General features: G+C 28.2%; 25 protein-coding genes. 13 read left to right on the top strand and 12 right to left on the bottom strand.

Features of this window, described 5'->3' with window-relative positions; genetic code table 11:
* Positions 1-17: 17 nt before the first annotated feature.
* The 3 genes from KQ44_RS10475 (at position 18) to KQ44_RS10465 (ending at position 5,502) form a co-directional block, all read left to right on the top strand.
* The gene (locus tag KQ44_RS10475) at positions 18-1,679 is read left to right on the top strand and encodes an AMP-binding protein (RefSeq protein WP_096737350.1); all 1,662 of its coding nucleotides are present in this window, start codon (positions 18-20) and stop codon (positions 1,677-1,679) included.
* Between the two features lie 468 nt (positions 1,680-2,147).
* A complete protein-coding gene (locus tag KQ44_RS10470) occupies positions 2,148-3,533 on the top strand; it encodes an MATE family efflux transporter (RefSeq protein WP_096737349.1) in 1,386 nt (461 codons plus the stop codon).
* Between the two features lie 343 nt (positions 3,534-3,876).
* Positions 3,877-5,502, top strand: coding sequence for a carboxylesterase family protein (locus tag KQ44_RS10465; RefSeq protein WP_096737348.1), 1,626 nt, complete (start codon positions 3,877-3,879; stop codon positions 5,500-5,502).
* A 407-nt stretch (positions 5,503-5,909) separates the two neighbouring features.
* Here KQ44_RS10465 and KQ44_RS10460 read toward each other — a convergent pair whose 3' ends face one another.
* From KQ44_RS10460 to KQ44_RS10425, 9 genes are all read right to left on the bottom strand, one after another.
* Complete coding sequence (locus tag KQ44_RS10460; protein ID WP_096737347.1) at positions 5,910-6,719, bottom strand: MetQ/NlpA family ABC transporter substrate-binding protein; 810 nt, start codon at positions 6,717-6,719, stop codon at positions 5,910-5,912.
* A gap of 167 nt (positions 6,720-6,886) precedes the next feature.
* Positions 6,887-7,687 carry a MetQ/NlpA family ABC transporter substrate-binding protein gene (locus KQ44_RS10455; protein WP_096737346.1) on the bottom strand — a complete coding sequence of 267 codons (801 nt, stop codon included), beginning with the start codon at positions 7,685-7,687 and terminating at the stop codon, positions 6,887-6,889.
* A gap of 102 nt (positions 7,688-7,789) precedes the next feature.
* A complete protein-coding gene (locus tag KQ44_RS15450) occupies positions 7,790-8,074 on the bottom strand; it encodes a MetQ/NlpA family ABC transporter substrate-binding protein (protein WP_276307058.1) in 285 nt (94 codons plus the stop codon).
* A gap of 14 nt (positions 8,075-8,088) precedes the next feature.
* Positions 8,089-8,586 carry a MetQ/NlpA family ABC transporter substrate-binding protein gene (locus tag KQ44_RS15445; RefSeq protein ID WP_276307041.1) on the bottom strand — a complete coding sequence of 166 codons (498 nt, stop codon included), beginning with the start codon at positions 8,584-8,586 and terminating at the stop codon, positions 8,089-8,091.
* Positions 8,587-8,641: 55 nt separating this feature from the next.
* Positions 8,642-9,415, bottom strand: a complete 774-nt coding sequence (locus tag KQ44_RS10445; protein WP_240516597.1) for a MetQ/NlpA family ABC transporter substrate-binding protein — start codon at positions 9,413-9,415, stop codon at positions 8,642-8,644.
* Between the two features lie 8 nt (positions 9,416-9,423).
* Entirely contained in the window at positions 9,424-10,221 is a 798-nt protein-coding gene (locus tag KQ44_RS10440) for a MetQ/NlpA family ABC transporter substrate-binding protein (RefSeq protein ID WP_096737345.1), read from the bottom strand.
* 58 nt (positions 10,222-10,279) lie between these two features.
* Positions 10,280-11,248: an L-lactate dehydrogenase gene (locus tag KQ44_RS10435; protein ID WP_096737344.1), complete on the bottom strand. Its 969-nt coding sequence runs from the start codon at positions 11,246-11,248 to the stop codon at positions 10,280-10,282.
* Between the two features lie 55 nt (positions 11,249-11,303).
* Positions 11,304-11,984 (bottom strand): methionine ABC transporter permease, encoded by a 681-nt coding sequence (locus KQ44_RS10430; RefSeq protein WP_096737343.1) that lies wholly within the window; start codon positions 11,982-11,984, stop codon positions 11,304-11,306.
* Positions 11,965-13,017: an ATP-binding cassette domain-containing protein gene (locus KQ44_RS10425; RefSeq protein ID WP_096737342.1), complete on the bottom strand. Its 1,053-nt coding sequence runs from the start codon at positions 13,015-13,017 to the stop codon at positions 11,965-11,967. Before KQ44_RS10425 ends, KQ44_RS10430 begins: the two co-directional genes overlap by 20 nt.
* Positions 13,018-13,301: 284 nt before the next feature.
* Here KQ44_RS10425 and KQ44_RS10420 point away from each other — a divergent pair, with 284 nt between their 5' ends.
* From KQ44_RS10420 to KQ44_RS10395, 7 genes are all read left to right on the top strand, one after another.
* The gene (locus KQ44_RS10420; protein ID WP_096737341.1) at positions 13,302-14,882 is read left to right on the top strand and encodes an aryl-sulfate sulfotransferase; all 1,581 of its coding nucleotides are present in this window, start codon (positions 13,302-13,304) and stop codon (positions 14,880-14,882) included.
* A gap of 391 nt (positions 14,883-15,273) precedes the next feature.
* Positions 15,274-16,353: a hypothetical protein gene (locus KQ44_RS10415; RefSeq protein WP_096737340.1), complete on the top strand. Its 1,080-nt coding sequence runs from the start codon at positions 15,274-15,276 to the stop codon at positions 16,351-16,353.
* Complete coding sequence (locus tag KQ44_RS10410) at positions 16,343-16,606, top strand: EscU/YscU/HrcU family type III secretion system export apparatus switch protein (RefSeq protein ID WP_096737339.1); 264 nt, start codon at positions 16,343-16,345, stop codon at positions 16,604-16,606. Before KQ44_RS10415 ends, KQ44_RS10410 begins: the two co-directional genes overlap by 11 nt.
* 4 nt (positions 16,607-16,610) lie before the next feature.
* A complete protein-coding gene (locus KQ44_RS10405; RefSeq protein WP_096737338.1) occupies positions 16,611-17,846 on the top strand; it encodes an HD domain-containing phosphohydrolase in 1,236 nt (411 codons plus the stop codon).
* 11 nt (positions 17,847-17,857) lie between these two features.
* Positions 17,858-18,223: a YraN family protein gene (locus KQ44_RS10400; protein ID WP_096737337.1), complete on the top strand. Its 366-nt coding sequence runs from the start codon at positions 17,858-17,860 to the stop codon at positions 18,221-18,223.
* A gap of 9 nt (positions 18,224-18,232) precedes the next feature.
* Positions 18,233-18,361, top strand: coding sequence for a hypothetical protein (locus tag KQ44_RS15440; protein WP_013113728.1), 129 nt, complete (start codon positions 18,233-18,235; stop codon positions 18,359-18,361).
* Positions 18,362-18,387: 26 nt separating this feature from the next.
* The gene (locus KQ44_RS10395; protein ID WP_096737336.1) at positions 18,388-19,353 is read left to right on the top strand and encodes a KpsF/GutQ family sugar-phosphate isomerase; all 966 of its coding nucleotides are present in this window, start codon (positions 18,388-18,390) and stop codon (positions 19,351-19,353) included.
* Between the two features lie 575 nt (positions 19,354-19,928).
* Here KQ44_RS10395 and KQ44_RS10390 read toward each other — a convergent pair.
* Entirely contained in the window at positions 19,929-20,705 is a 777-nt protein-coding gene (locus tag KQ44_RS10390) for a hypothetical protein (RefSeq protein ID WP_240516595.1), read from the bottom strand.
* Between the two features lie 268 nt (positions 20,706-20,973).
* On the opposite strand from KQ44_RS10390, the gene KQ44_RS10385 reads away from it, so the two are divergent.
* The 3 genes from KQ44_RS10385 (at position 20,974) to KQ44_RS10375 (ending at position 23,311) form a co-directional block, all read left to right on the top strand.
* Complete coding sequence (locus tag KQ44_RS10385; protein WP_096737335.1) at positions 20,974-21,543, top strand: hypothetical protein; 570 nt, start codon at positions 20,974-20,976, stop codon at positions 21,541-21,543.
* A gap of 418 nt (positions 21,544-21,961) precedes the next feature.
* On the top strand, positions 21,962-22,450 hold the full coding sequence (locus KQ44_RS10380; RefSeq protein ID WP_096737334.1) for a hypothetical protein: 489 nt from the start codon (positions 21,962-21,964) through the stop codon (positions 22,448-22,450).
* A gap of 102 nt (positions 22,451-22,552) precedes the next feature.
* Positions 22,553-23,311: a hypothetical protein gene (locus tag KQ44_RS10375; protein WP_240516594.1), complete on the top strand. Its 759-nt coding sequence runs from the start codon at positions 22,553-22,555 to the stop codon at positions 23,309-23,311.
* 241 nt (positions 23,312-23,552) lie between these two features.
* On the opposite strand, the gene KQ44_RS10370 is transcribed toward KQ44_RS10375, so the two are convergent.
* Positions 23,553-25,724 (bottom strand): U32 family peptidase, encoded by a 2,172-nt coding sequence (locus KQ44_RS10370; RefSeq protein WP_205676564.1) that lies wholly within the window; start codon positions 25,722-25,724, stop codon positions 23,553-23,555.
* Positions 25,725-25,780: 56 nt separating this feature from the next.
* A partial coding sequence (locus tag KQ44_RS10365) for a DUF3226 domain-containing protein (RefSeq protein ID WP_096737333.1) occupies positions 25,781-26,259 on the bottom strand: 479 nt, incomplete at its 5' end.

Here is a 26,259-nt window from a genome sequence, read left to right as displayed (position 1 = left end):
AATACTAGGAGAAAAACATGATTAAAGAAAGATTAAGCGATTATATTCTAAATACTATTAAAGAAAATTGGGATATAAATGCATTAGCTGATTATGGTACAGATAATATATTAAAATACTCTGATGTTGCTAAAAACATATTAAAAATACATACAGCATTTAAAAAGCTAGACATTCATAAAGGGGAGAAAATAGCTTTATGCGGAGCTAATTCTGTTAATTGGGCTTTAACATATATTTCAATAGTAAGTTATGGGGCAGTTGTTGTACCTATATTAGTTGACTTCTCAAAAGAGGATATTTCTTCAATTATAAAAGATTCAGGCTCTAAATTTCTTTTTGCAGATAAACGTATAATAGAAGCTATTGACAGTAATACATTATCTTTACTAAACAAGGCTTTTTATTTAGAAAACTTTGATACTTTTATTCAAACAAATACAGATAATCAAAAAAATGAAGATAGTAAAAATGATAAAAAAGAAAATATTTTTAATGATATAGAGATAAATGATTTAAGTAAAGATACTTTTAATCTTACAATATTTGAAAATGATACTTTAGCTACTATAATTTACACTTCAGGCACTACTGGATTTAGTAAGGGTGTTATGCTCAATCATAATTCACTTGCTGCAAATATAAGATTTGCTATAGCCAATATGCCAGTAAAAGCAAATGATCATATACTTTCTTTTCTTCCTCTTGCCCATGTATTTGGCTGTTTATTTGACTTTTTATTTCCTTTTTCTAAGGGAGCTTGCATATATATGCTTAATGCTATACCTAGCCCTAATATTTTATTAAAAGCATTCAGCGAAGTAAAACCTAATCTTATACTTATGGTTCCTCTCATTATAGAAAAAATCTATATAAAAAAAATACTTCCTACTATAGAAAAACCTTTAATATCAAAACTTTTAAAACTTCCTATAGTATCATCTTTATTAAAATCAAAAATAAGAAATAATTTAACTGAGGCTTTTGGAGGAAATTTTTATGAGCTTATTATAGGCGGAAGTGCTTTGAATGCTGATGTTGAAAAGTTTCTTATGGATATAGGTTTTAAATTCACAGTAGGCTATGGAATGACTGAATGCGGACCTTTAATAAGTTACGGACCTTGGAATAAGCATGTTGCAAGAAGCTGCGGCTGCATAATTGACACACTTGAAGTAAAAATTGATGCCGAAAAAGAAGGTGAAGTAGGAGAGATAATGGTAAGAGGTGAAAACGTTATGCTTGGTTATTATAAAAATTATAAGGCTACTGCTGATGTACTTTCTAAAGATGGATGGCTTAGAACTGGAGATTTGGGGGTACTTGGGGAAAATAACAGAATATTTATAAGAGGAAGAAGTAAGAACATGCTTCTTGGGGCAAGCGGACAGAATATTTATCCTGAAGAAATTGAAAGCAAGTTAAATACTATGCCTTATATAGCGGAATCTTTAGTAGTACAAAGAGATAATAAACTTCATGCTCTTATATATTTGGATAATGAAAGAGTGAAAGCCGAGAATTTAACTGCAGAAGATATTAATAATCTAATAGAAAAAAATAGAATAGAAGTTAATAAAATGCTTCCAGAGTTTGGAAGAATATCAGGTCTTACTATCCAAGAAGAGGAGTTTATTAAAAATCCTACTAAGAAAATAAAGAGATTTTTATATAAATAAAGATTATTTTAACTATAAAGGGTGCGGATTAAAGTTTAAAAATTTATTCTAATTCCCACCCTTTAAATTTTTGAATGCTGCCTGTTATTTATAGATGCTTTTTAATTTTTTAGCTTTAAGTGTTACTATGGCTACCCACCCAAGCGTTATTTAAATTTTGTAATGCTCTGCAACGCACGTTTAATCGATTATTAAATATAAAGTTATTATTAATTCTAATTCTTATTATATATAAATGTTCCATGCTCCGTGCGTAGAGTAAACTGCAAATTTAAATCACACTTTGGGCGGGTGTGCTTTTTAAAGTATATACTTATGAATTTAATTAAAGTGCATATAAAAAATAAAACTTTTAAATCTAAAAGGGTGGGAGTTAAAATAAAATTTATTGTTTGAAATGTATAACTTGAAAAAATAATAAAATAAAATTATACTTAAAAGATTAATATTGTATATAGGGATAATTTTATGGATAATAATTCAGTAAGTTCCAATCCTCTTTATTATGAGAAACCGTATAAACTTTTATTTAAATACGCAACACCTAGTATTATTTCTATGCTTGTAGGCTCTCTCTATAATATAGTAGACCAGATATTTATAGGAAGAGGAGTAGGTATTAATGGTAATGCTGCTACAAATATAGCATTTCCTCTTACTATTATTTGTATGTCCATAGCATTGTTTCATGGATTTGGATGTGCTTCATTTTATAGTATATTATTAGGTCAGGGAAATAATAAAAAGGCTGCCAAGATTATAGGAAATACTATTGTATTAGCTTTAATATTCGGATTTATATTCACAGTAATAGTAAAAATATTTAATAAGAAATTAATGATGATGTTTGGCTCTACTCCCGAAGTATTGCCTTATGCAGTAGAATATACAAATATAACAGCATTAGGATTTATACCATTTATATTTTCTACAATGATGAGCCATATAATAAGGGCAGATGGAAGTCCTCAATATTCTATGACGTCAGTACTTGCAGGTGCTATTATAAATACAATATTAGACCCAATTTTTATCTTTACATTTGATATGGGTATGTCTGGAGCAGCCCTTGCTACTATAATAGGACAATTTGTTTCATTTATTATGGTTATAAGATATTTATTCATGTTCAAACATGTAAAATTTGAAAAAGATAATTTTTTAATTGACCCTAAAAATATTTTAAAAATATATTCATTAGGCTCATCTCCCGGATTTAATCAATTAGCTATGATGATAGTACAAATTACAATGAATAATGTACTTAGTTACTATGGAGCTAATTCTATATACGGAGGCAATATACCTTTGGCAGTGGCAGGTATTATTGCAAAGGTTAATACTCTTGTAATGGCTTTTATAATAGGTTCATCTCAAGGAAGCCAGCCTATAATAGGTTTTAATTACGGAGCAAGAAATTATGACAGAGTTATAAAAACATATAAACTTACTATAACAATTACTACAATTATGGCTTTTACAGCATTTTTATTATTTCAATTATTTCCAAGACAGATTGTAGCAATATTTGGAGACGGAAGCGATTTATATTTTCATTTTGCAGAAGAGTATATGCGTATATATATGGCATTAATGATTATAAATGGTATTCAGCCAGTAACTGGAACATTCTTTACTTCTTTGGGCAAAGCGTTTAAAGGAGCTTTTATATCTATGACAAGGCAGATAATATTTTTACTTCCGCTTATAATTATACTTCCTAGAATATTAGGAATAGATGGTGTAATGTATGCAGGACCTGTAGCTGATGGGGCTGCTTTGATAGTAACTGTAATATTGGTAAGCAGAGAGATAAAGAAATTAAAGAAGATGCAGGAAGAAAAGAGCATATAATATATACTTGTTTCAAAACTATTATTCATTTATAGTAAATCTAGTTTTTATTTTATAAAGCGGCTTTGTTATTAGTACGTTCAAAATAACTGCATTACTTAGCAAAAATATAGAAATAATAAGATATAAATTATTCATATATATAATCCCATTTATTAAGTTTTAATATATAATATTTTACATGTATTGATTTATATGTATAATATGTTAGAATATATAACCATTTTATATACTTAAATATAAATTTTATATAAATTACATATTATTCACTAACAAAATAAAAAACAAAAGTATTATAATATATATCATTCAAAGGAATAATTTTATTTTAAGGAGAACAAAAATGAAAAAGAATATCTTACTCTTTTTTTCGCTTTTTATTATTTTAAGCTGCAGCAATAATAGCGAAACAGTAAGAGAAACACAATTTGGAAAAGTAAAAGGTATAAAAGAAAATGGTGCTTTAGTATGGTACAGTGTTCCTTATGGTAAGGCTTCACGCTGGCAGGCTCCTCAAAATCCAGACAGCTGGAGTAATGAATATGATGCTTCAAAGTGGAAAGGACTAGCTTTGCAGTTAAGCGGAAATGAAGTAGTTGGAAGTGAGGATTGTTTGAATTTGGATATTTATAGTAAAGAAAATGCTAAAGATTTACCAGTATTAGTATTTTTGCATGGAGGAAATAATCAGACTGGAAATACAAAAGAACTTATAGGTACAGATATGGTTGTAAAAGATGATATAGTATTTGTTTCTGTTAATTACCGTTTAGGATTATTAGGTTTTAATAACTTACCTGCTCTCATTAATGAAACTAATACAACAGGAAATTACACTCTTTTGGATATAGCATTAGCTTTAGACTGGGTAAAAAATAATATAGCATCTTTTGGAGGAGACCCAGAAAATATTACCATATCAGGATTTAGTGCAGGCGGAAGAGATGTAATGGCATTATTGGTAAGTCCTATATTCAAAGGTAAATTCCAAAAAGCTATAGCATTCAGCGGCGGTATGACCATAGCTGATGAAACATTAAGCAGAAGACAAATAGCAAAAGCAATAGCACCTCTTGCAGTAGAAGACGGCAAAGCAGCAAGCGAAGAAGAAGCTGTAAATTGGCTTTTAACTTCAGGAGCTGATGTTTCTGCCTATTTATACAGCATATCTTCAGAAAGATTAATACCTCTTATGGGAAATGCTGGAATAAGAATGAGTGTATTTCCTCATCTTTACGGAGATGATGAAGTATTGCCTAAATCAGGTTTTGATACAGAGGATTATAATGCAGTACCTATTATAATGCTTACTGGAAATACAGAGTTCAGCATGTTTGCAAATGGAGATTCATATTTCTCTTCAGAAGAGATGACTAATTATAGTGCAGAATATATAGAAAAAGCAAAAACTTTCGCTATAAAATACGGAAGTAAAATGTATGCATATTTTAATGCAGAAGCCTCAGCAGAAAAAATGAGCGAATATAATTATAATGCTCCTATATACCTATGTACTATAAACTACGGAGATTATACTTCCGATTATAAAATACCAACATTCGGTGCTTTTCATGGTATATTCATACCTATGCTTGCTAAAGAACATAATTATAAAAATATAGATGATAACTTATTTGCATCTGCCTCATATAAAGATGTTTCTGATATATTTAATCAATATTTAAAAAACTTTCTATATACAGGGGACCCTAACTCTGATAACTTAAACACTTGGGAGAGATGGAATAATGAAACTCATCTTTCTATGGTATTAGATGCCAAAGATGATAAAGCAGTGTGTGAATCAAAAAGTGTCAGCACAACATACGAAGATATTATAAATGAAATGAATAATGATACTGAACTATCTGAAGAATTAAAAGATAAAATGATAAAAAATGTAATGAACGGCAGATGGTTCAGCGATAGTTTGGATAAATATTATAATAATAGAAATTTATGGGAGTAATTATTAGACTTGTTTCAAAACTACTTGACAAATAATTTTATGAGTTTGTTATTTTATGCTATATTATATAATATTAATTATTAAATAAATCATATGTTTTACATGTTGTATGATTTATCATTTTAATATATAAATATGCAGTCTTCGTGACTGCGGGCTGTGCCTGCTTCTTTGTGCCACGCCAAAGGCGGACAGCGTCCAAAAGAAGTGGGGTTGCCGAAGGCACGCAGAGCGGGGACAAATCCCCAACTATAATCAAAAAAATATTAAATTAAAAAACTATAAATATTAATAAATTGAGTTTTGAAACAAGTTTATTAATTAGTTAAAAAAATTAATTGAATAAATTATATAAGAGTAAAAAAAAGCCCTATATAAAAAATATATAGGGCTTAATTTATTTATTATTATTTCCAAGTAGGAAGATAAGAACCTAAGAAGTTTTCATTATAAACTTTCTCTACTATATCAGATTGATAAGTTTCTACAACTTTTTTGTATAGTTCATTGTCTTTATCTTTAGTTCTAGCAGCAATTAAGTTTACAAAAGATTTACCACTGTAAATAGAAGGATCATCTTTAAATATATAGTCTTTTCCCGGATTAAGCCCAAAGTCAATAGCATAGTTTCCATTTATAACAGCACAAGCAACATCTGGAAGTACTCCGTAAATAGCACCAGCATCCATTTCTATTATTTGAAGATTAAGAGGATTTTCTATTATATCGCTTACAGATGGAGTATCTCCTGCTTCTGGTTTTACTTTAATAAGTCCTGCGGCCTGAAGAACTTTTAAAGCTCTTCCTCCATTAGAAGGATCATTAGGTATAGCTATTTTATCGCCGTTTTTTACTTGACTTACATCTGTAATATTGGTAGAATAAATATTCATAGCAGATATATAAGTATCAGCTATAGCTGTGATATTGTATTTTTTATTTGACACTTCATCATTAAAGTATGCATAATGCTGAAAAGCGTTCAAGTCTATTTCGCCATCATTTAAAGCCTGATTAGGTATAGTATAGTCAGAAAATGATACTAATTCTACAGTGATACCCTCTTCTGCCAATTTTTCTACTATTGGATTCCAAATTTGATAATCAGATTCTCCTGCAAATCCAACCTTTACAGTTTTGTTTGCATCTGTTTTTGAGCCTTGGCATGATAATATTATAAATGTCATAGACAATATTAATAATAAAATCTTTTTCATATTTATTTTCTCCTTTTATTATGTATTAATTTCACATTAGATTATATTATTTTTATAATAATTTCAATAATAAATAAATAGACTTGCTGCAAAACTATAAATATTTATCAATTTATAGTTATTTTTGCAGTAAGTCTAATACATAATAAATTATTATTAAAATAAAATTATTTCCAAGTAGGCAAGTATGCCCCTTTAAAATCTTCTGCATATACTTTCTCTACTTCAGGAGACTGATATGCTTCTACTATTTTTTTATATATTTCATTATCTTTATCTTTAGTTCTAGCTGCTATCAAATTATAAAAAGAGTTCCCAGTATATATAGAAGGGTCATCTTTAAATATATAATCACTTCCTGGATTAAGTCCGAAGTCAATAGCATAGTTTCCGTTTATAACAGCACAAGCAACATCTGGAAGAAGACTGTATAAACTTCCTGCATCCACTTCTACTAATTCTATATTAAGAGGATTTTCTGTTATATCATCAATGCTTGGAGAATCTCCTGCTTCTGGGTTTACTTTAATTACACCAGCTGCTTCCAAAACTTTTAAAGCCCTTCCGCCGTTTGCAGGATCATTAGGTATTGCTATTTTATCATTATTTTTAAGCTCGCTTACATTTGTAATATTTTTTGAATATATATTCATAGATGATATAAATGTAGTTCCTATTGCCGTAAGATCATAATTTCTTGATGCTAGTTCATTATTAAAATAAGCAAAGTGCTGAAAAGCATTTAAATCTATTTCGCCGTCATTTAAAGCCTGATTTGGCAAAGTATAGTCAGAAAATGATACTAATTCTACAGTTATACCCTCTTTGGACAACTTTTCAATAACAGGCTTCCAAGTGATTCTGTCAGATTCTCCTACATGTCCTATTTTTACTACAGTACCTTTTTGATTATTAGTGCCGCATGATAGTATTATGAATGTTATAAACAATAATAAAATCTTTTTCATTTTTTCTCCTTAAAATAAATTTATAGTTTATAATTGAAATAATTAATATATTTAAATTAATTATTTCTAAGAAATATCTTCAGTATATACTTTTAATGCATATTAATCAATCATCGTAATGCTTTCTATTTTACCTGAATTTATAAGCTCTAATACTTTTTCCTTATAAAGATTTGCTATAGTTTTATAAGTTATATTATTTTCATCTTCAAGCCTTGCTGCCACCACATTAACATACATGTCAGACTGATATTTACTTGGATCATCTTTGTATATAATATTGCTGTTTCTAAAATCAAAATTGAAATGATAATTTACAATAGCTGCATCAACTTTTGACATAATAGAATGCATATCGCTTGATTTTATAGGTACAAACTCAAGCAGTAAATAGTTTTCTCTTACATCATCAAATGTGTAATTATAATTTTTATTATTGTTTTTTTTAGTCGTATAAAACCTATAGAATCCAATATTTTAAGTGCTCTTGAGAGATTTATATCATCTTCAGGCACTGCTATTTTAGATTTTAATCCTATTTGTCCTATATTGGTAAGATTATCCGAATACATATTCATATCAGCTATAAATGTTTTTGCTATAATAGATAAGTAGTAGTCGTTTTTATTTGTTTCATTTGCAAAATAAGCATAATGCTGAAAATGATTTAAGTCTATTGCCTTGCTTACTAAAGCCTTATTTAATACACTGTAATCTGAAAAAGTTATCAAATCTAAAATTATATTTTCTTTTTCTAATTTTCCTTTTAATGATTCTAATACATAAGTATCAAGCTCTCCTATGCATCCTAGCTTTACAGTAATATATTTTTTATTTTCTTTAGTGCATGAAATAATCAGAAATAGTAATATTATTATTTTTAATATTTTATTATTCATTTTTTGCTCCTCAATTATTAATCAATAACGATAAGCCCTTTTAATTTATTTTCTTCTATTTTAGATTTAATTTTTGTTTATAGCTTACGGCTATAAAATTATAAATATTATACGATTTATCTTTTTCACGGCATACAATTAAATTAACATATGCCTTTTGTCCCTGAGGTGAATATTTTGTTACATCATCATAATATATAATATTATAATTATGATAATCGGTGATAAATCTATAATTAACTATTGCTGCATCTATTTTATCCAGATTATAATATATTATACTTGCTTCCATAGGTATAATTTCCAAGTTTAAATTATTTTCAGATATATTGCTTAAAGAATAAAAGTTATTATTGTGTCTTTCTAATTTAATTAAACCTGCCTCTTCTAATATCTGCAAAGACCTAGATAAATTTACTCTATCAATAGGAATAGCTATTTTAGAATTTGAATGTATTTGATTTATATTTGTAAAATTCTTTGAATATATATGCATAGGTGCTACAAAAGTTCTCTCCAAAATAGAAAGTTTATAATTATGCTCATTCGTTTCATTTACAAAATAAATATAATTCTGAAAAGCATTCAAATCAATATCACCATCATTTAAAGCCTTGTTTAGAAGTTCATAATCATTAAAATAAACAATATCTAATTTACAATTATCCTGTTCGATCTCTTTATTTATCTGACCCCATATATCTGAATCAAACTCACCTATATGCCCTATCTTTATAATTTCTGCCTTATTGCTTGAGCTGCATGAATATGATATGATTATTAATAAAAAAATATAAAAAATTTCTTCATCATAAAAAACTATATTCATTAAAAACATTACCAAACAGCTATATAAGCTCCCTTAAAGTCATTACTGTAAATTTCTTTAACCTCATCTGACTGATAAGCATTCACTATTTTTTTATATATTTCATTATCTTTATCTTCTTCTCTTACAGCTATAAGGTTTATATAGTTTTTATCAGCGTAGTTTGTAGGATTATCTTTATATATAGAATCTTTGTCTGGATTAAGTCCGAAGTTTAGAGCAAAATTACAGTTAATAACAGCACATGCAACATCTGGAAGAAGACTGTATATACTTCCTGCATCAACTTCTATTATATCCAAATTAAGTTTATTTTCTGATATATCATTTAATACTGGATTTGCTATATTCTTATCTCTTAATTTTATAAGACCAGCAGCCTCTAAAACTTTTAAAGCTCTTCCTCCGTTTGAAGGGTCATTAGGTATTGCTATTTTATCATTTTCTTTTACTTCATTAACATTTGTTATATTGTCAGAATATATATTCATAGCAGCAAGACAAGTATCGGCTATAGCAGTTAATTTATATCCTTTAGTTTCTACTTCATTGTTAAAGAAAGCATAATGCTGAAAATTATTCATATCTATATCACCGTCATTTAAAGCCTGATTAGGAAGCAGATAATCACCGAATGATACAAGCTCTATTTTTATATTATCATTAGAAACCTGTCTCATAACCTCTTCCCAAATAACTCTGTCAGACTCTCCTATATACCCAACCTTAACAACATTTTCATTCTTATTACCAGATGAGCATGAAACGAAAAATATCATGCTCAAAAATATAATTATATTTTTCATATATTTGATTCTCCATAAATAAATTCATTAACTGTTTTCTTATTAAAATATTATTTTATTACATTTTTAAAGCTAATTCATAATTTTTTTTCATAACTTCGCATGAAGCATTAAATAATTTTTTCTCTTCATCGTTCATGTTAAGCTCTATTATCTCTTCAACTCCATCTCTTCCAAGTACAGCAGGTACAGAAGCATAAACGTCTGTTTGTCCATATTCTCCATTTAAATAAACTGATACTGGAAGAACTCTATGTTCATCAGAAAGTACAGCACGTGCAACCTCGGCTAAGGAAGTACCTATTCCAAACTCAGTAGATCCTTTGCCTCCCAAAACTTCCCAACCGCCTCTTCTGCCTTTATTAGCTAATTCATTTAAATCTAATTTTGAATATTTTTCTTTTTCTTTCATTAGTTCAAATAAAGGTTTTCCAGCTATAGTTACAGCAGACCAAGCTACCATTTGACTTTCTCCATGCTCACCCAAAGCATACGCATATATTGATTTTTGATCTATATTAATAGCTTCAGATATTGCTCTTCTCAATCTTGCTGAGTCTAATGTTGTGCTTGTAGATATTATTCTTTTTGGGTTATAATTTAATTTGTTTTGAAGATAATGAGTGATTACATCAGCAGGGTTTGATATATTTATTATTATGCCGTTAAAATTAGTCTTTTTTATTTTTTCTATTATATCTTTCATAACTTCTATAGTAGCACCTAATGTATCCATTCTAGTTTGATTCATATTAGGCAATGGTCCTGCACATACTACCATTATGTCAGCATCATCAATATCACTATAATTTCCTGCTTTAACTTCTACTCTATGAGGAAGATATACTGTAGAATCAAATATATCTAAAGCCTGAGAAAATGCTTTTTTTTCGTCTATATCAATAAAAACTATCTCTTCTGCAAGTCCCTGTGCTGCTAATGCATATCCTGCATGCGAGCCTACATGACCTGCACCTATTAAAACAAATTTTCTTCTTTTGATAGAATTGTTTATAGTATTATTCATAAATAAATTTCCTTTTATAAATTAAATTATTTTATTAATAAAATTTAAATAATTTTTAATGTGTTGCTTTTTTTACCACAAAGTTTCCTATAGCTTGTATAATACCTACTAATATAACTAATAGTATTACAGATACATATATAATATCAAGTTTATTTCTATAATATCCAGACTGTATAGCATAAGTACCAAGTCCTCCAGCACCTACAGCACCAGCCATAGCAGTAAGCCCTATTAAACTTATAGCAGTTATAGTAGTTCCCCTCGCTATAGGAGCAATACTTTCTTTTAAATATACTCTAAATATTATAGCTACAGGCGATGACCCCATAGACTGTGCTGCCTCTACAAGACCAGGATTAACTTCTGATAATGCACTCTCTATTTGTCTTGCAAAAAAAGGAACCGTTCCAAATATTAAAGGTATTATAGCTCCCTTTACTCCAATGGCAGTACCCATTATAAATCTTGTAAGAGGTACAAGCATGGCAAGAAGTATAATAAAAGGAATAGCTCTGAAAAAATTTATAACCTTACTTAATACTTCATACACCAATATATTTTCCATAATGCCGAATTTTTTGGTAACTATTAATAATACGCCCAAAAAACCGCCTATAAAAAATGATATTACACCCGAATAAATAAGCATAACAAATGTTTGTATTATGCTTTGATAAAGTCTTGGCAAATCAGCCATAACATTGGGCATCAAATTATTCATCATATCTAGCATCGCTAATTACCTCTACATCTATTTTTTGTTCTTTAAGAAAGTTTATAGTATTGGTTATGCCGCCTTTTTCTTTTTCATGCATTATAACAACAAGTCCTCCCAAAAGACTGTCGTCTATAAGCTCAACATTACCGAATATTATATTAAGGTCTACATTAAACTTTCTTGATACATGAGAAACTAAAGCCTCACCTACACTTTCTTTTTTATATTTTAATCTTACTATACATTCGCCTGATTTAATTTTTGTAATATTATCTTTTTCTTCTACAAGTGTATATATTTTTGAAAGATTTGAAGTAGTATCTATAAAGTCCTGAGTAATTTTATTTTTAGGGTGAGAAAATACTTCAAATATATCGCCTTCTTCTATTAAATTACCCTTATTCATAACTGCTACTCTATGGCATAATTCTTTAACTACATTCATTTCATGAGTTATTACTACTATAGTAATACCCAAATTCTCATTTAATTTTTTTAATAATTTTAATATAGAAGAAGTTGTCTGCGGGTCTAATGCACTGGTCGCTTCATCGCATAAAAGTATATTCGGGTCATTGGCTAAAGCTCTTGCAATAGCTACTCTTTGTTTTTGTCCACCGCTTAACTGAGAAGGATAAACATATGCTTTTTCTTTTATATCTACAAGTTCAAGTAAAGACATTACTTTTTTTTCTATCTCTTCTTTTGAAAGCCCTCTGTATCTTAAAGGATAGGCTACATTTTTGAATACTGTTCTTGAAGCAAAGAGATTAAATTGCTGAAATATCATTCCAATTTTTTTTCTTTTCTGTCTTAATTCTCTAGGGTTTAATGCTGTTATATCTTCGCCGTCAATATATACTTTTCCAGATGTAGGTCTTTCAAGTAAGTTTATGCATCTAACTAGTGTAGATTTTCCTGCACCTGAGAAACCTATTATTCCGTATATTTCGCCTTTTTCTATTTTAAGAGAAACATTATTTACTGCATTAAGCTGCTTATTTTTTTCAGTTTTAAATATTTTACTGACATTTTCTAAAACTATCATATATGTCCTAAATTAAGTTATAATGATTAAGTTTGCATACAATTAAAAAAATTATTATATATAAAAACTTTGAACTATTATATAATTTTAAAATATATCTGTCAATAGTAATTATTTTATATCAAATTATATTTTATTTATTAGTATCTTTTTTATTGTATACTGGGGTGGGCGGGCGGGTTAATGAAAGCAATTATAATACTATGTATTTTAATTTTTTTGTTGCATAAAAAGAGATTATTATTTAGAATAACTAATAATATAATTAATTTGGTATTTTATTTATGAGAAAGTTTTTATTTAATGTTTTTATATTGATTTTAATATTTTCATGTTCAAAAAAAGAAACTCCTCTTCCAGATGACAATATAGGTGAGCTTGTACTAAATCCTAGCGGGCAAACCCCTTTATCATTAGTATACAAAACAGAAACTAATAATAATTATCCTGTTACAGTGATAACAAAGGGAATGCTTGGAGATAATGATATAATATTTACTTACCCTAAAAATTACGGGTCTAATTTTGCTATTCATGGCATGTATTCTGAAAATACAAATACTATTTATATTATTAATGGCACTAATAGAATATCTACCAATATAATAATAGATAAACTTTATATTGACGGAATATATATACCAGCGACTAACAGAGTTATAAAAAATTTAGTGCCTGAAGAGAATATATATTTTACTAGTATTAATGATGAAAGTTCAATAAGCAATTTAACTGATAATAATGAAGAGATATATTTTGCAAGCCCAGTTATAAACAAAAGTTGGAAAGGTCTTTTCTTAATGGGAGTAAGCAGAAACGGAAATCTGCGATATGTTAATTATTCTAACTTTTATCTTACCAATGAAATAGCAAAGGTTATTGATGAAGATAATGATATAGTTATTTATGATACTATGGGGGTTAGCGATTTGCTTGGAAATGCCAAATTGGACATAACAAAACTTGATATAGGCGTTCATCATGACACTATAAGAAAAAAAACTGACAGTAATTATATAATGCTTGCCAACTCTGCTTGGGGTGTTGAAGACAGGATTTGCGAAGTAGACAGTAATGGAAATATGATTAGGGATTTGTATGTCGGCGATTTGATAAAAAAGATAGTTAATAAAAACGGTGATGAGTCAGAGAAAGAGTATTTAAAAAAGCTCATATTTGATGAAGATAATAAATACTATAGTATAGGGAGAAAAAGAGATTTTCCTATGGACTGGGCACATTGTAATTCTTTGGTTTATGATGATAATAATGATATACTTTATTTATCTGTAAGAAGTTTGGCAGTTATGGCGGTTGATTACAGTGAATGGGAGCTTATTTGGTATATGGCAGATGATACATTAGATACTATGGAATCATACAACCCATATGGAAGATACTTAAAAGATTTAAAATCATTTGACCCTTATAAAGTTTTAGGCGATGGAAATACAGACGGACCTAAAAGCCAGCATGCTTTGTTTTTAATATCAACTAATGTAATAGCCATGTTTGATAATCAAGGCGATGAAGATATTAATCCTAACGGCTCAAGATACGTTGAATATAAAATTACTGGCTCTCATGGAAACTGGAAGGCTGAAAAAATTTATGAATATAAAACAGAAAATAAACTATATTCTCACTATATATCCGATATAGATTTTTTAAGCAATGGAAATATGCTTCTTGATTTCGGAAATAATTCTCAGATAATGGAAGTAAATAAAGATACAAAGGAAGTTTATTATCATTTGAAATTCGGTATAAAAACTTGGGGTATATACAGAGTAGATAAAATGCCTTTCTATTATTTTGACGGGTATAAATTTAATGAGGACTGCTCTTTTTTGCAAGAAAGATAGTATTTAATTTTTTAAAATATATTATTTTTATAGCTTTCAAAGCTAAATAATTTTGCAAACATTTTATATATACAAATTTTATTTTGTCAACTGATGCAATTTATATAGAATTATCAATTTTTTTGATGCAGCTTTGCCAAAGTTTTTATCATTCGAGTACGCTTCACTATGTGTAGTTCGTCAGCATGCAGAGTTGGGCAAAGCCTTTTACAAATATCCAAATTTAAAGAACTAATTTTATGACAAACTTTATTTGTTTAGTTATATATACAAATCTTATTAAATAAAGCATAAAACCATATTTACATTAAATTCAATTTTTTATGATATAATATTTTGAAGCATTAAAATTACCTATTAACAAATTTATAAAACAGCATATAATAATTACATGCTTAATGTAGGTAAATATTTTAATAATATAACAAATAAAAATAATTCTGGTAATATAAAAGATGGGGATATAGTAAGATATTCTGTAATGCGTAAACTTGATTCTAACAGAGCTTTAATAAATATAATGGGTAATAAAGTTACAGCATTATTCAAAAATGGCATGACAGAAAAAGGCTTTGCTTTAGTAGGAAAAAAGAATGGAGAGATAACACTCACATTATTAAAAGATGCTTCAAGCTTAAAAGAGGCTAGAGAAAATTTAAAAAATATCAGCACAAAAAAAGATATTTTAGTTAACATAATTAGAGATAATTCCGAAATTTCTAACACATTACTAGAAAAAGGAATAAAACCAAGCCATGAAAATATCAGATATTTGGAGACTATATTAAAATACCTTCCAGACTTGGATTCTAATAAAAAGAAGTTTATATTAAATGCAATGTCTAACGGGGTATATTTAACGGTAGAAGAAATAAATTCTTTAGGAAATATTTTTAGACATTTCAATGACATTCTTAGCATCATAAAAAACTCTAACAAAAATACCGAAACAACCGAAATATTACTAATGCTTTTAAATACTGCTGCATTAAACAGCAATAATAATCTAGCAGAAAACTTAGATAAATATATACATGCAAATGCTAATTTTAGTGCATGGTTTATGCTCTTTGATATGCTTCAGGGTGAATTATCTTCTGATAGTTCTAATATGCTTATGCTTGTTCTTAAAATACTTTCTTCTAATAGGAAGAATAGGAATTTTAAAGAAACTGTTTTTATGCTTCCAATACCATTTATAATAAATGAGGAGGTAAAAGAACTTCTCTTATATATAAACAAAGAAGAAAGCGAAAAGAAAAATAAATTAAGTTTTGTTTTTTATGATGATAAAGAATTATGCGAGATAAAAATATCCAAATATGATGATAATAAATATTTATTTGATATTCAATTATTCGATAAAAAGCTATATAATAAGGTTAAAGCAGAAGGACTTATGAATCTTATAAAAGATTTTGATAATATAAAGATAGAAATAAATTTGGCAGGAAAAAGAAATGAAAAATAAAGATATTGAAGAGGCAGCAGCCCTATTATATAATAGAGATGTACATAATGCCCCAGTTGTTATATCCAAAGGAAGGCATTATTTGGCAAAAAAGATGGTAGAGACAGCTCATAGAAACAAAGTGCCTGTTATTTCTGATGAAGAAACAGCCAAGCATTTGATGCAGTTAGAAATAGGCGAGGAGATACCATATTCACTATATGAAGCAGTAAGTATAATATTAAAATATATATATAAATTAAAGGCAGAATAAAGCAATGGGAAAATTTAATAAAATAAACGTTCAGGATATTAAAACTAAAGCAGAGAAAAAAGACATATACTTGTATAATGACTTCATAGCGTCTACTGGGTATATAGAACTTAAAGAAGATGATATAATGAGGCTTAAAAAATGGGATATAGAAGAAGTATTTGTTGAGGATGCAGCTTCTATAGAGATGCAGCAGGTTAGTGCCGATTTTGATAAGTTTATAAGAGAGTATAAAGTATTTAAAAAAATATATTTTAATATTATAAAGAAAGTAAAAACAAATTTAGGTAATTATAAAAATAATAATATAGTAAATATTAATGAACTTAATGAGATTATAGATGAAATTTTGGATATAGTAGGAAGGAATTTAAACAGCGTACTTCAGCTTTTTAACCTTTCAAATCTTCCAAAAGCTGATGAATATTATATAAGATCATTGAATGTATCAATGATATCAATGATAATAGGTAGAGCTATGAAATTCTCTGAGAACAGAGTAAAAAAATTAGGTGTCGGTGCTATGCTTTATGATATAGGACTAACCAAAGTACCTGATAAAATATTAAATAAATTAGGACGCTTTACTACTGAAGAGTACAATGAAATGAAAAAGCATACAGTTTATGGGTATAAAATAATGAAAAATAGCTTTCGTTTTGAGGAAGAAGTAGCACTTATATCATTAGCCCATCATGAACTTTATAACGGTAAAGGCTATCCTAGAGGATTAACAGGCAGTCAAATACATCTCTACACTAAAATAGTTTCTATAGCACATTCAGTAGAAAAAATACTTAAGCATAAAAGAATATCTGTGTCAAAATCTAAAACTCATGAACATAAATCTACATTTAACCTTATGCTAGAAAAAAATATGGAAAGCAGTAAAAAAGATATTTTTCTTTCAGATGCAGTTAGGGAAATTATACATGGGGCAAATACCAAATATGATCCTAATATATCCAAAACATTTGTAAGTATATTTACAGTATATCCTATAGGCTGTATAGTTCTTCTTAATGATAAGAGAAAAGGATTTGTTTTTGCAACTAATCCAAATTTCCCAATAAGACCGATTATAAAAATAGTATCTAATGATAACGGCGAGTTTATTGAAGATGGAGAAACTATTAATTTATTAGAAACTAATCAACTATTTATAGCTGGTGTTGATAAAGATAATAATTTTTTGGAGGAGGTAAAAGCAAAGATATTAGATAAAGAAGAAGAAAAGTAATATTATAAGAAATGGCTAACAAAAAAGCGATAGGCAATCTAGGAGAGGATATTGCCTTAAAATATCTCGAAGAACTTGGTTTTTCTCTTTTAGAGCGGAACTTTAGAGGGAAGAAAACAAGAGGAGAGATAGACTTAGTAATGACAAAAGGAGTTGTTATTGTGTTTATAGAAGTAAAATATCGAAGACAAGGAAGTTTTGGATATGCAGCTTACTCAATATCTGAACGTAAGAAAAGAAAACTATATGAAACAGCTGAAGAATACTTAATTGAAAAAGGATTAAGTTTTAATCAAAAATGTTCCTTTGGGGCAGTTTTAATAGACGATACCCATTATAAACGTGAAATATCTTTTATTGAAGATATATTTATTTAGGGGTATTGTATGAAAACAGCTGTAAAAATTAATCCAGAAAAAATAGATCTATATAAGAAAAAGCTAAAAGATAAGAAGTATATTGATAAAGCTATAGAAGGTTTGGCAGGAAACTTGATAAGTTATGTAATAGATTAATAATATAAAGGCAGTAATAGATTAGTATGAATATAATAGAACGAGGAAAGACTACTCTTTTATTAGAGAGCGAGAATCTGAGAGATTTATCTGATAAACTTGATAGTAATTTTGAAAATGCTGTGAAAGAGCTTTTTCAAATCAGGGGAAGAGTCATAACATCAGGGGTAGGTAAAAGCGGTCATATAGCAAGAAAGGCTGCCGCCACTTTTGCCTCTACTGGAACTCCTAGTTTCTTTGTAGACCCTAATGAATGTATGCATGGTGATTTTGGTATGATTACAAAAGATGATTACTGCATACTCTATTCTAAAGGCGGAGAATCGCGTGAGATTATAGAGCTAGTTAATTGGCTTTTAAGACAGAATATTTCATACATTGCAATCACAAATGATATCAATTCTACTCTTGCCAAAAATGCTGCAATTGTTCTTCTTACATATGTTAAAGAAGAGGCTTGTCCTTTAAAATTAGCCCCTACTGTAAGTACTACTGCTTCTTTAGCATTATCTGATGCTCTTGCTACTGCTTTAATGGAGCTTAGAGGATTTAGAGCAGAAGATTTTGCTGTTTTTCATCCAGGAGGAAGTTTAGGAAGACAGTTAGCTAAAGTAAAATCTATTATGCATACTGAAAATTTGCCTATTGTAGCTCTTAATGCTACTTTACAAGAGGCTCTATTTAAAATAATAGAATGTAAACTTGGTATAGCTATTGTCGTTGATGATAATAATATATTGAGAGGTATAATAGTAGACGGTGATTTGAAGAGACTTATTGTAAAAAATGATGATATACAAAATATTCTCTCTAAAGAAGTAAAAGATATTATGAACACTTCTCCTAAAGTTATTTATGAAGATACTTTAATAGGAGAGGCTTTGCATATGATGGAAGGTAAAATTACAAATCTTGTTGTAGTGGATAAAGAAAATAATAAACCTATTGGTATAGTTCATATACATGACATATTAAAAATAAAGGCTTTCTAAATAGCTTTCTATAAAATATAATTTTAAATAATTCTGTATTCCCACCTTTAAGATTTAAATGTTTTTATTTTTTTATAGAATTTTTATTAAATTGACAAGACTGAACTTCGAAAGGTACAACACCCAAAGTCTGATTTTAATTTATATTTTACTCTACGCACGCAGAACGAATTTAAAAAATATGGTTTAATTTATAATTACAATTTTTGTAGCTTATAATAATCGATTAAACGTGCGTTAAAGAGTATTGTAAATTTAAAAAAATCTTGGGTGGGTAGCCAGAATAACAGTTAAAGTAAAAATAGAAAAATAAGCTATAAATAACAAATAGAATTAAAAAATTTAAAGGGTGGGAATTAGAATAAATTTTAAAACTTTATTTTAATGCCCGCCCTTTTAGATTTTTAAAGACTTTGTTTTTTAATAGGTTTTAATTAAATCTTTTAAGTATTCACTACAAAAGCAGCACCCACCCAAAGCATAATTTAAATTTTCAATGCCTGCTGCTAATTTTAATAAACAAAAAAGTGCTGCTTGTAATAAACAATATCTTTTTTATATCTTTTATAAGAACTTTATTGTATGTCTTTATAAGGTGAAGCTCCAGTATATTGAGGTTTATAATTATTATTTCCCTGAGCATCAATATAGAACTGTTCTAAAGTAACAGATCCATCATCATTAACTTGCCCTATAGGATCATACTGCCAAAATTTATGAGGTGTAAAAGTTATGTCAGCACCGCCATTTGGATTTCCTGTTTTACCTAATTCTGCAGATATCCACCCATCAGGAGACCCCAAAGCTGACCATTTTTCAGGTACCGCATAAGGGAATACTAATCCTGTTTTTGTATCAACAGCTATTAAGAAATTATCTAATTGCATAAATCCAAAAACCTTTCCAGTATATCTATAGAAATAAAACTGGCTTTCTATATTATTGTCATTTTGGGTTTTAAAAGGATTAACACCTCTATATACATATATTTTTATTTCACTCATAGGTAATGGTTCACTAGCCTGATCTCCTGGCATTTGGTTACCGCTTTCATTATCTGGGGCATTATAAATATAGCAGGTATTAGTACCATCATTGTTCTGTACCCATTGTCTAGCACCAGTAGATGCTTGTCCATCATCTTTAAAAAATGTAAAATGAGGGACTGTTTTATTATCAGTTTCAAATTTTAGGAACATTTCATCAAAATTAATGGATGTTGTTGGTATACTTGGTTCACTTGGTACATTTGGCTCATTTCCGCCTGTTTGATTATTTGAATTATTTGGGTTATTTGTACATGATATAGCCAATACCATAGACAAAATCAAAATCAATATCTTTTTAATCATAATTACTACTCCGACATTTTTAGAAAATTGTAGATTATTATAAAAATAATTACAATAACTAATTTATCAAAAATAACATTTTTTATGGATTGTCTTTTTATTAAAATATAAGCTGTTATACATTTAATACATATTTTTTATTTATACATATTTTACATGCAAATTAAATACATTTTTTTATTGTATATTTTTTTATATTGAATTTTTATTAATATTATTTTAATATATTTAAAAATTTGAATATAAATAATGAGAAGAGGTAAAATGTATGAGAAAAATTAGTATTTTATTAATATTATTTGTTTTTGCACTGTCATGCTCAAACGCAACAACCAATCCGAATAATAATGTACAAAACGACGAAGATACTACACAAAATAGCACAGACAATGATCAAAACAGCGGAAATAATGAAGAAAACCTAGGAGACAGCGAACAAAATAATGGAAATGATACTCAAAACGGAATTCCTCTATCACAAAGAGCAGGTACTTACACAGGAACTTATGTAATTGAAGAAACGGCTCCGACATTTGTAATAGTATTAAATGATAAGGCACAAATAACTTCAATATTAATTGGCGGTATTGAAAGTCTCAAGAATGGTCAACCTATTGAAATAACAGATGGTGCTGATTATAGAGGAACAACTACTTCACCATTTGATGTAACTTTAATATTTGGTATTATGCCAGTTGGTTCAACAATAAGCATAGAATTCAAAAGCGAAACTGATAAAACTGCAGGTGCAACAGCACAAGTAATACAAAAAGACCTTGCTGGTATACCGCAAAACCCTAAAATTAAAACTGTTGAACTAACTTATACTGCTAATTAATATATACCTAAACAACCTATAGTTTGTCAAAAAATTAATTTTGTAATTTTTGATATTGGGGGGCACACCACAGTTCTTTTATGACGCCTGTCCGTCTGTGGCATGTGCGGCAAAAAAGTTGATAATTATGTATAAAGTGCATCAATTGACAAAATAAAAGTGTTCCAGTATATACTAATTTATACATATAAATTTAATAAAAATAGTTTTTTGATAATAATCTTTTATCCGACATTTTTTATAAAACGTCTTTTTATCTATAATTTTTTAATACATTTGAAACATGTTTTTGATTTTGTACATATTTTACATACAAATATTAGACATTTTTTGTTAATTGTATATTTTTTATATTGAGTTTTTATAAATGTTATTTTAATATATTAAAATAATAAATAAAAAAAGAGGAGTAAAAGAAATGAAAAAAATTAGTATTTTGTTAATATCTGTATTATTTGCTTTAGTATTATCCTGCTCAAACAAGTCTACATCTCCAGGTAATAATGATGGAAATAGTACTCAAAACGGAATACCTTTATCACAAAGAGCAGGTACATATTCAGGTGATATGAATGGTATGAAATTGGTAATAGTATTAAATGATCAGGCACAAGTAACTTCTATAACAGTTAATGGCAGTGAAAGTATAGATTCTAATAATCCTATTATAATAGAAGAAGGTGCTACTTATACTGGAACAACTATTAAGCCATTTGTAGCTTATGTAAAGATGGGTAATAATAGTTTCCCTGCAGTTGTTAAAATATACTTTAAAAGTGCAGATGATGCTTCACAAGGTGCAACAGCTAAAGTACAGATTGGAGCAACTGATCCATCACAATTTGATGAAAATAATGCTGCAACACCTACTGTTGAGTTAACTTATGCTGCTCCTGCCGCTAATTAATATTAAACATATATGAAGAACATATTCTTTAGTTTAATCTTTACCGTAATATTATGCTCTTGTAATAGTCCTTTTAATTCTTCAAAACAAAGGTATTACAATATGAATAAACTAGATAAATATTATTCTGATGTTGATATGCCTCCATATAGCCCTTATGACACAACAGACCCTTTCAATAGTAAAGAAGAATGGAACGATATTAATTATAAATTCAATGGTAATGAACTGTATGAATATCTTATGAAAATAAGTTTTGATGTTCATACAGTTCCTATTTATAGCTTTTTCAAACCAGATGATGGCAGGGTATGGGAAAAAACACCTAAAAGTTACTATGAAGAATATACTTTTGATGCAAGCGATGACGGAAACACCACTGAAAGCCCTATCATATCAACCCCCATAAAAATATCGCCTATGACTGTATATAGATACGGCAGAAATCCTTTGGTACAATATAATGGAGATTATAATTTATCAAAAAGAATAGAGAGATTTTTTTTCATTAGAGCAGCGGGAAATGCAATAGTTCAGCTTGATAATTATTTAATAGCAATAGATACTTACAGTAAGTTTATATTTGCTTATGCCAAAATCACAAGATATTCAGATATATACGGGCAGCTTCTTCCTACAGACTTTGAGGCTATAGAGCGTTATCATTTAGGATATAAATTTTATGAGTACGACCCTATAGGCTTTATTGATGAAAACAAAAATATAATACTATATCAAGTATATGCTGATGATATGACAGCCAATTCTTCAGAATATGTTCCAAGATATAGTGGACTTGATTCTCAAATAGCAAAGCCTATTGATAAAACTACTACTGGAAGATCTCCGTACGCTAGGTAAATAGTGAATATACTTGTTTCAAAACAAACTTTAGATAAAATAAATATGAAAAATAAATAAGAATAAATTAAGAATTATACTTTGATATTTATAAAGTATTTCAGTATAATAATCTCATGAGAGATATTAATGTTTTAAATGACTATTTTGTAAGGTATATTTATTGGCATACTCTGATAGTGCTTTTTTTATAAATGATATAAGAAATAGTAAAACTATAATAAAGAGATTGAAACTTTCTCTAATAACAATAAATATTTCCATTTTTATTTTTTATCTGCTCTAGTATAAAGCTAGTTTTATTATACATCTTCACGCAGTCAAATATTACAGTATTTCCTCTATTGTCAATAATATCCTCTTCTTTGCATTTAGAGCAGCCCACCGACATGCTTTTAGGACAGAATGCAAAGTTCATAGCAGGTATAAAACCTTCTTTTATGCTTATAGTGTTTTTTAATTTTTTACCTGCTTCAATAGCCGATATTACAGTATTGACTCCTAACTTATATAAAAAGTTCACGCTGTAATTATTAATAGCATTAAGTCCTATTCCAGACCATAATACAGCCTTTCCTTTTAATGCCCAAATATGTCCTAAATTATTGCATATTACTATCATTCCATCTGTTTTTTCTAATATGCTTTTTATTACTTCAATATCTTTATCGAATGTTACATGAGGAAGTATTATACCGTCTATTTTTTTATTTTCAAAAAGTGTTATTATATTTTCATCATAAACACTTGGAAATAATATTCTTTTATCATAATAAATATCAGAATATAATTTTAATTTCTCTTCACTGTTTACAATCAAAACTTTTATATCAGTATTAGGATAATTGATATTATTAAAAATATTTTTGTTATATTCTATTTTTTTAGTATTCATTAAAATATTTTCCAATTTTTCTATTAAAGCTCTTCTAGCTTCATTTAACACTTTTACTGGTATAAAAGGATTATTAAAATTCTCTTCTATAATAATATTTTCAAATTCAAATACAGTTGCCCCAGTCTTTGAAAGAGAGTAAAAAATATCTTCTTTAGTGGTTGATTTTGTTTTAGCCTCTTGAAGAGTATAATCGCTTATGTATTCTATATTGTTTAATCTCTCATCATATTTGCTATGAACTTCCAATTTTATTTTGTCATTATCAAATCCAATGATGCATTGCAAATCAAGAAGATGTTTAAAACTATCATTTTCAATTATTTTGTTCGCCTCATCAATCTGAAGTTTATCAGTTGTTCTATATACTTTATCACCTACATTCACATTTTTTATAACAGCAGAAAAACTCAAATTTCCTTTATCTCTTTTTACCCTCTCATTATCTTTATACAAATCAGAAATCTGCATTCCAACAGTTCCGCTCTCTCCAAATGAAAGCCCATCATAAACATTTAATTCTTTCTCCGCATGTATATATATTTTATTTTTCTTATATGCTGTAACCTCTCCTATATATTCTCCGTCATGGCTAGGTTTATAATTTTCAAAAATATCCTTTGAATTATAATAATAACCTTGAGAAAATCCGCCCCTATTAAAAATCTTCATTAAACTTTCTCTGTACTTCTCAATTGGTATATCCTTATTTTCTAAAGCTAAATCAATAGCATGTCTGTATATAGAAGTTGTAATTGCTGCATATTCGCTTCTTTTAGCACGCCCTTCTATTTTAAAAGATGTTATACCGCTTTCAAGAAGATTAGGAATTATATCAATAGTCATCAAATCTTTTGTACTTAAAGGATAATTAGTTTTACCTCCTCTATATTCCATTCTGCAAGGCTGTGCACATGCCCCTCTGTTGGCACTTCTTCCGCCATGCAAATATGAATAAGCACATTGCCCAGAAAAACTCACGCATAAAGCTCCATGCACAAAAGTTTCAAGTTCTATATCAGTATTATCTCTAATAATTTTTATATTATCCAAGCTCATTTCACGTGCTAAAACCACTCTGTCAAGCCCAATATTTTTTAGAAGTTTCACACTGTCTAAATTATTGCAAGACATCTGAGTACTAGCATGCATAGCAATATTTAAATTATTTCTTACTATATCAATAATACCCAAGTCTTGCACTATAATAGCATCAGCTCCCATATCATAAACACTTTTTATAAGAGGAAGCACCTTATCAATTTCATCATTATAAACTAAAGTATTAACGGTTATATAAACATTAACATCTCTTAATTTAGCAAATCTTATATTCTCTTCAAGTTTCTTTTCATCAAAGTTTTCAGCAGCACCAACTCTAGCGTTAAAACTTTTAGTGCCAAAATACACAGCATCAGCCCCAGCATTAACAGCGGCCTTCAAAGCTCTTTCATCTCCAACAGGTGCGAGTAATTCTATTTTTTTGTTTTGAGTTTTTATATTCAAGTTGTTTTCCATTATTTTTTATTTTATTATTTTATGATTTAAATAAATTTGAAAATTTTAATTATTATTCATTTAAAAGTATTTAGTAAAAATTCTTTTAAATCATTCAAATAAATATTATCAAAATCAACATAAGGACTTAAATCAAACTCTTCTGCTTTAATATTGTTTTTTAAACCAAATCCGCTCATATAGGCAAATACCTTTGATTTTTTAGCCTGATGTTTTAAATCTGGTATTTTATTAATTAAAGAATCTATACAGATTGTATAATTATCATAACAATGAAGCACTTCTTTATGTATTGCTATTTCTTCAATTAATGTCTCCAAATTACCATTATCTTTGTTGTTTGGAAATAGGAATATTTTATCATTTTTTATACCTAATTTATTAATCTGATTTTCTATATTGATTTTTGATTTATTATAATTATCATCAGCATCGAATATTATTATAAAATCTCCTTTTTTTAATTCAGTATGATTTATAATATTATCCTTTCCTCCTATTGGTACTATTTTAGTATAGTTTGTAATATTTAAAT

Origin of the sequence: Brachyspira sp. G79, assembly GCF_002379365.1 — a bacterium.
In the GTDB taxonomy this organism is placed as follows: Bacteria; Spirochaetota; Brachyspiria; order Brachyspirales; family Brachyspiraceae; genus Brachyspira.
The sequence above is the reverse complement of the archived record's forward strand: the minus strand, read 5'-3'. Positions and strand labels throughout refer to the sequence as shown.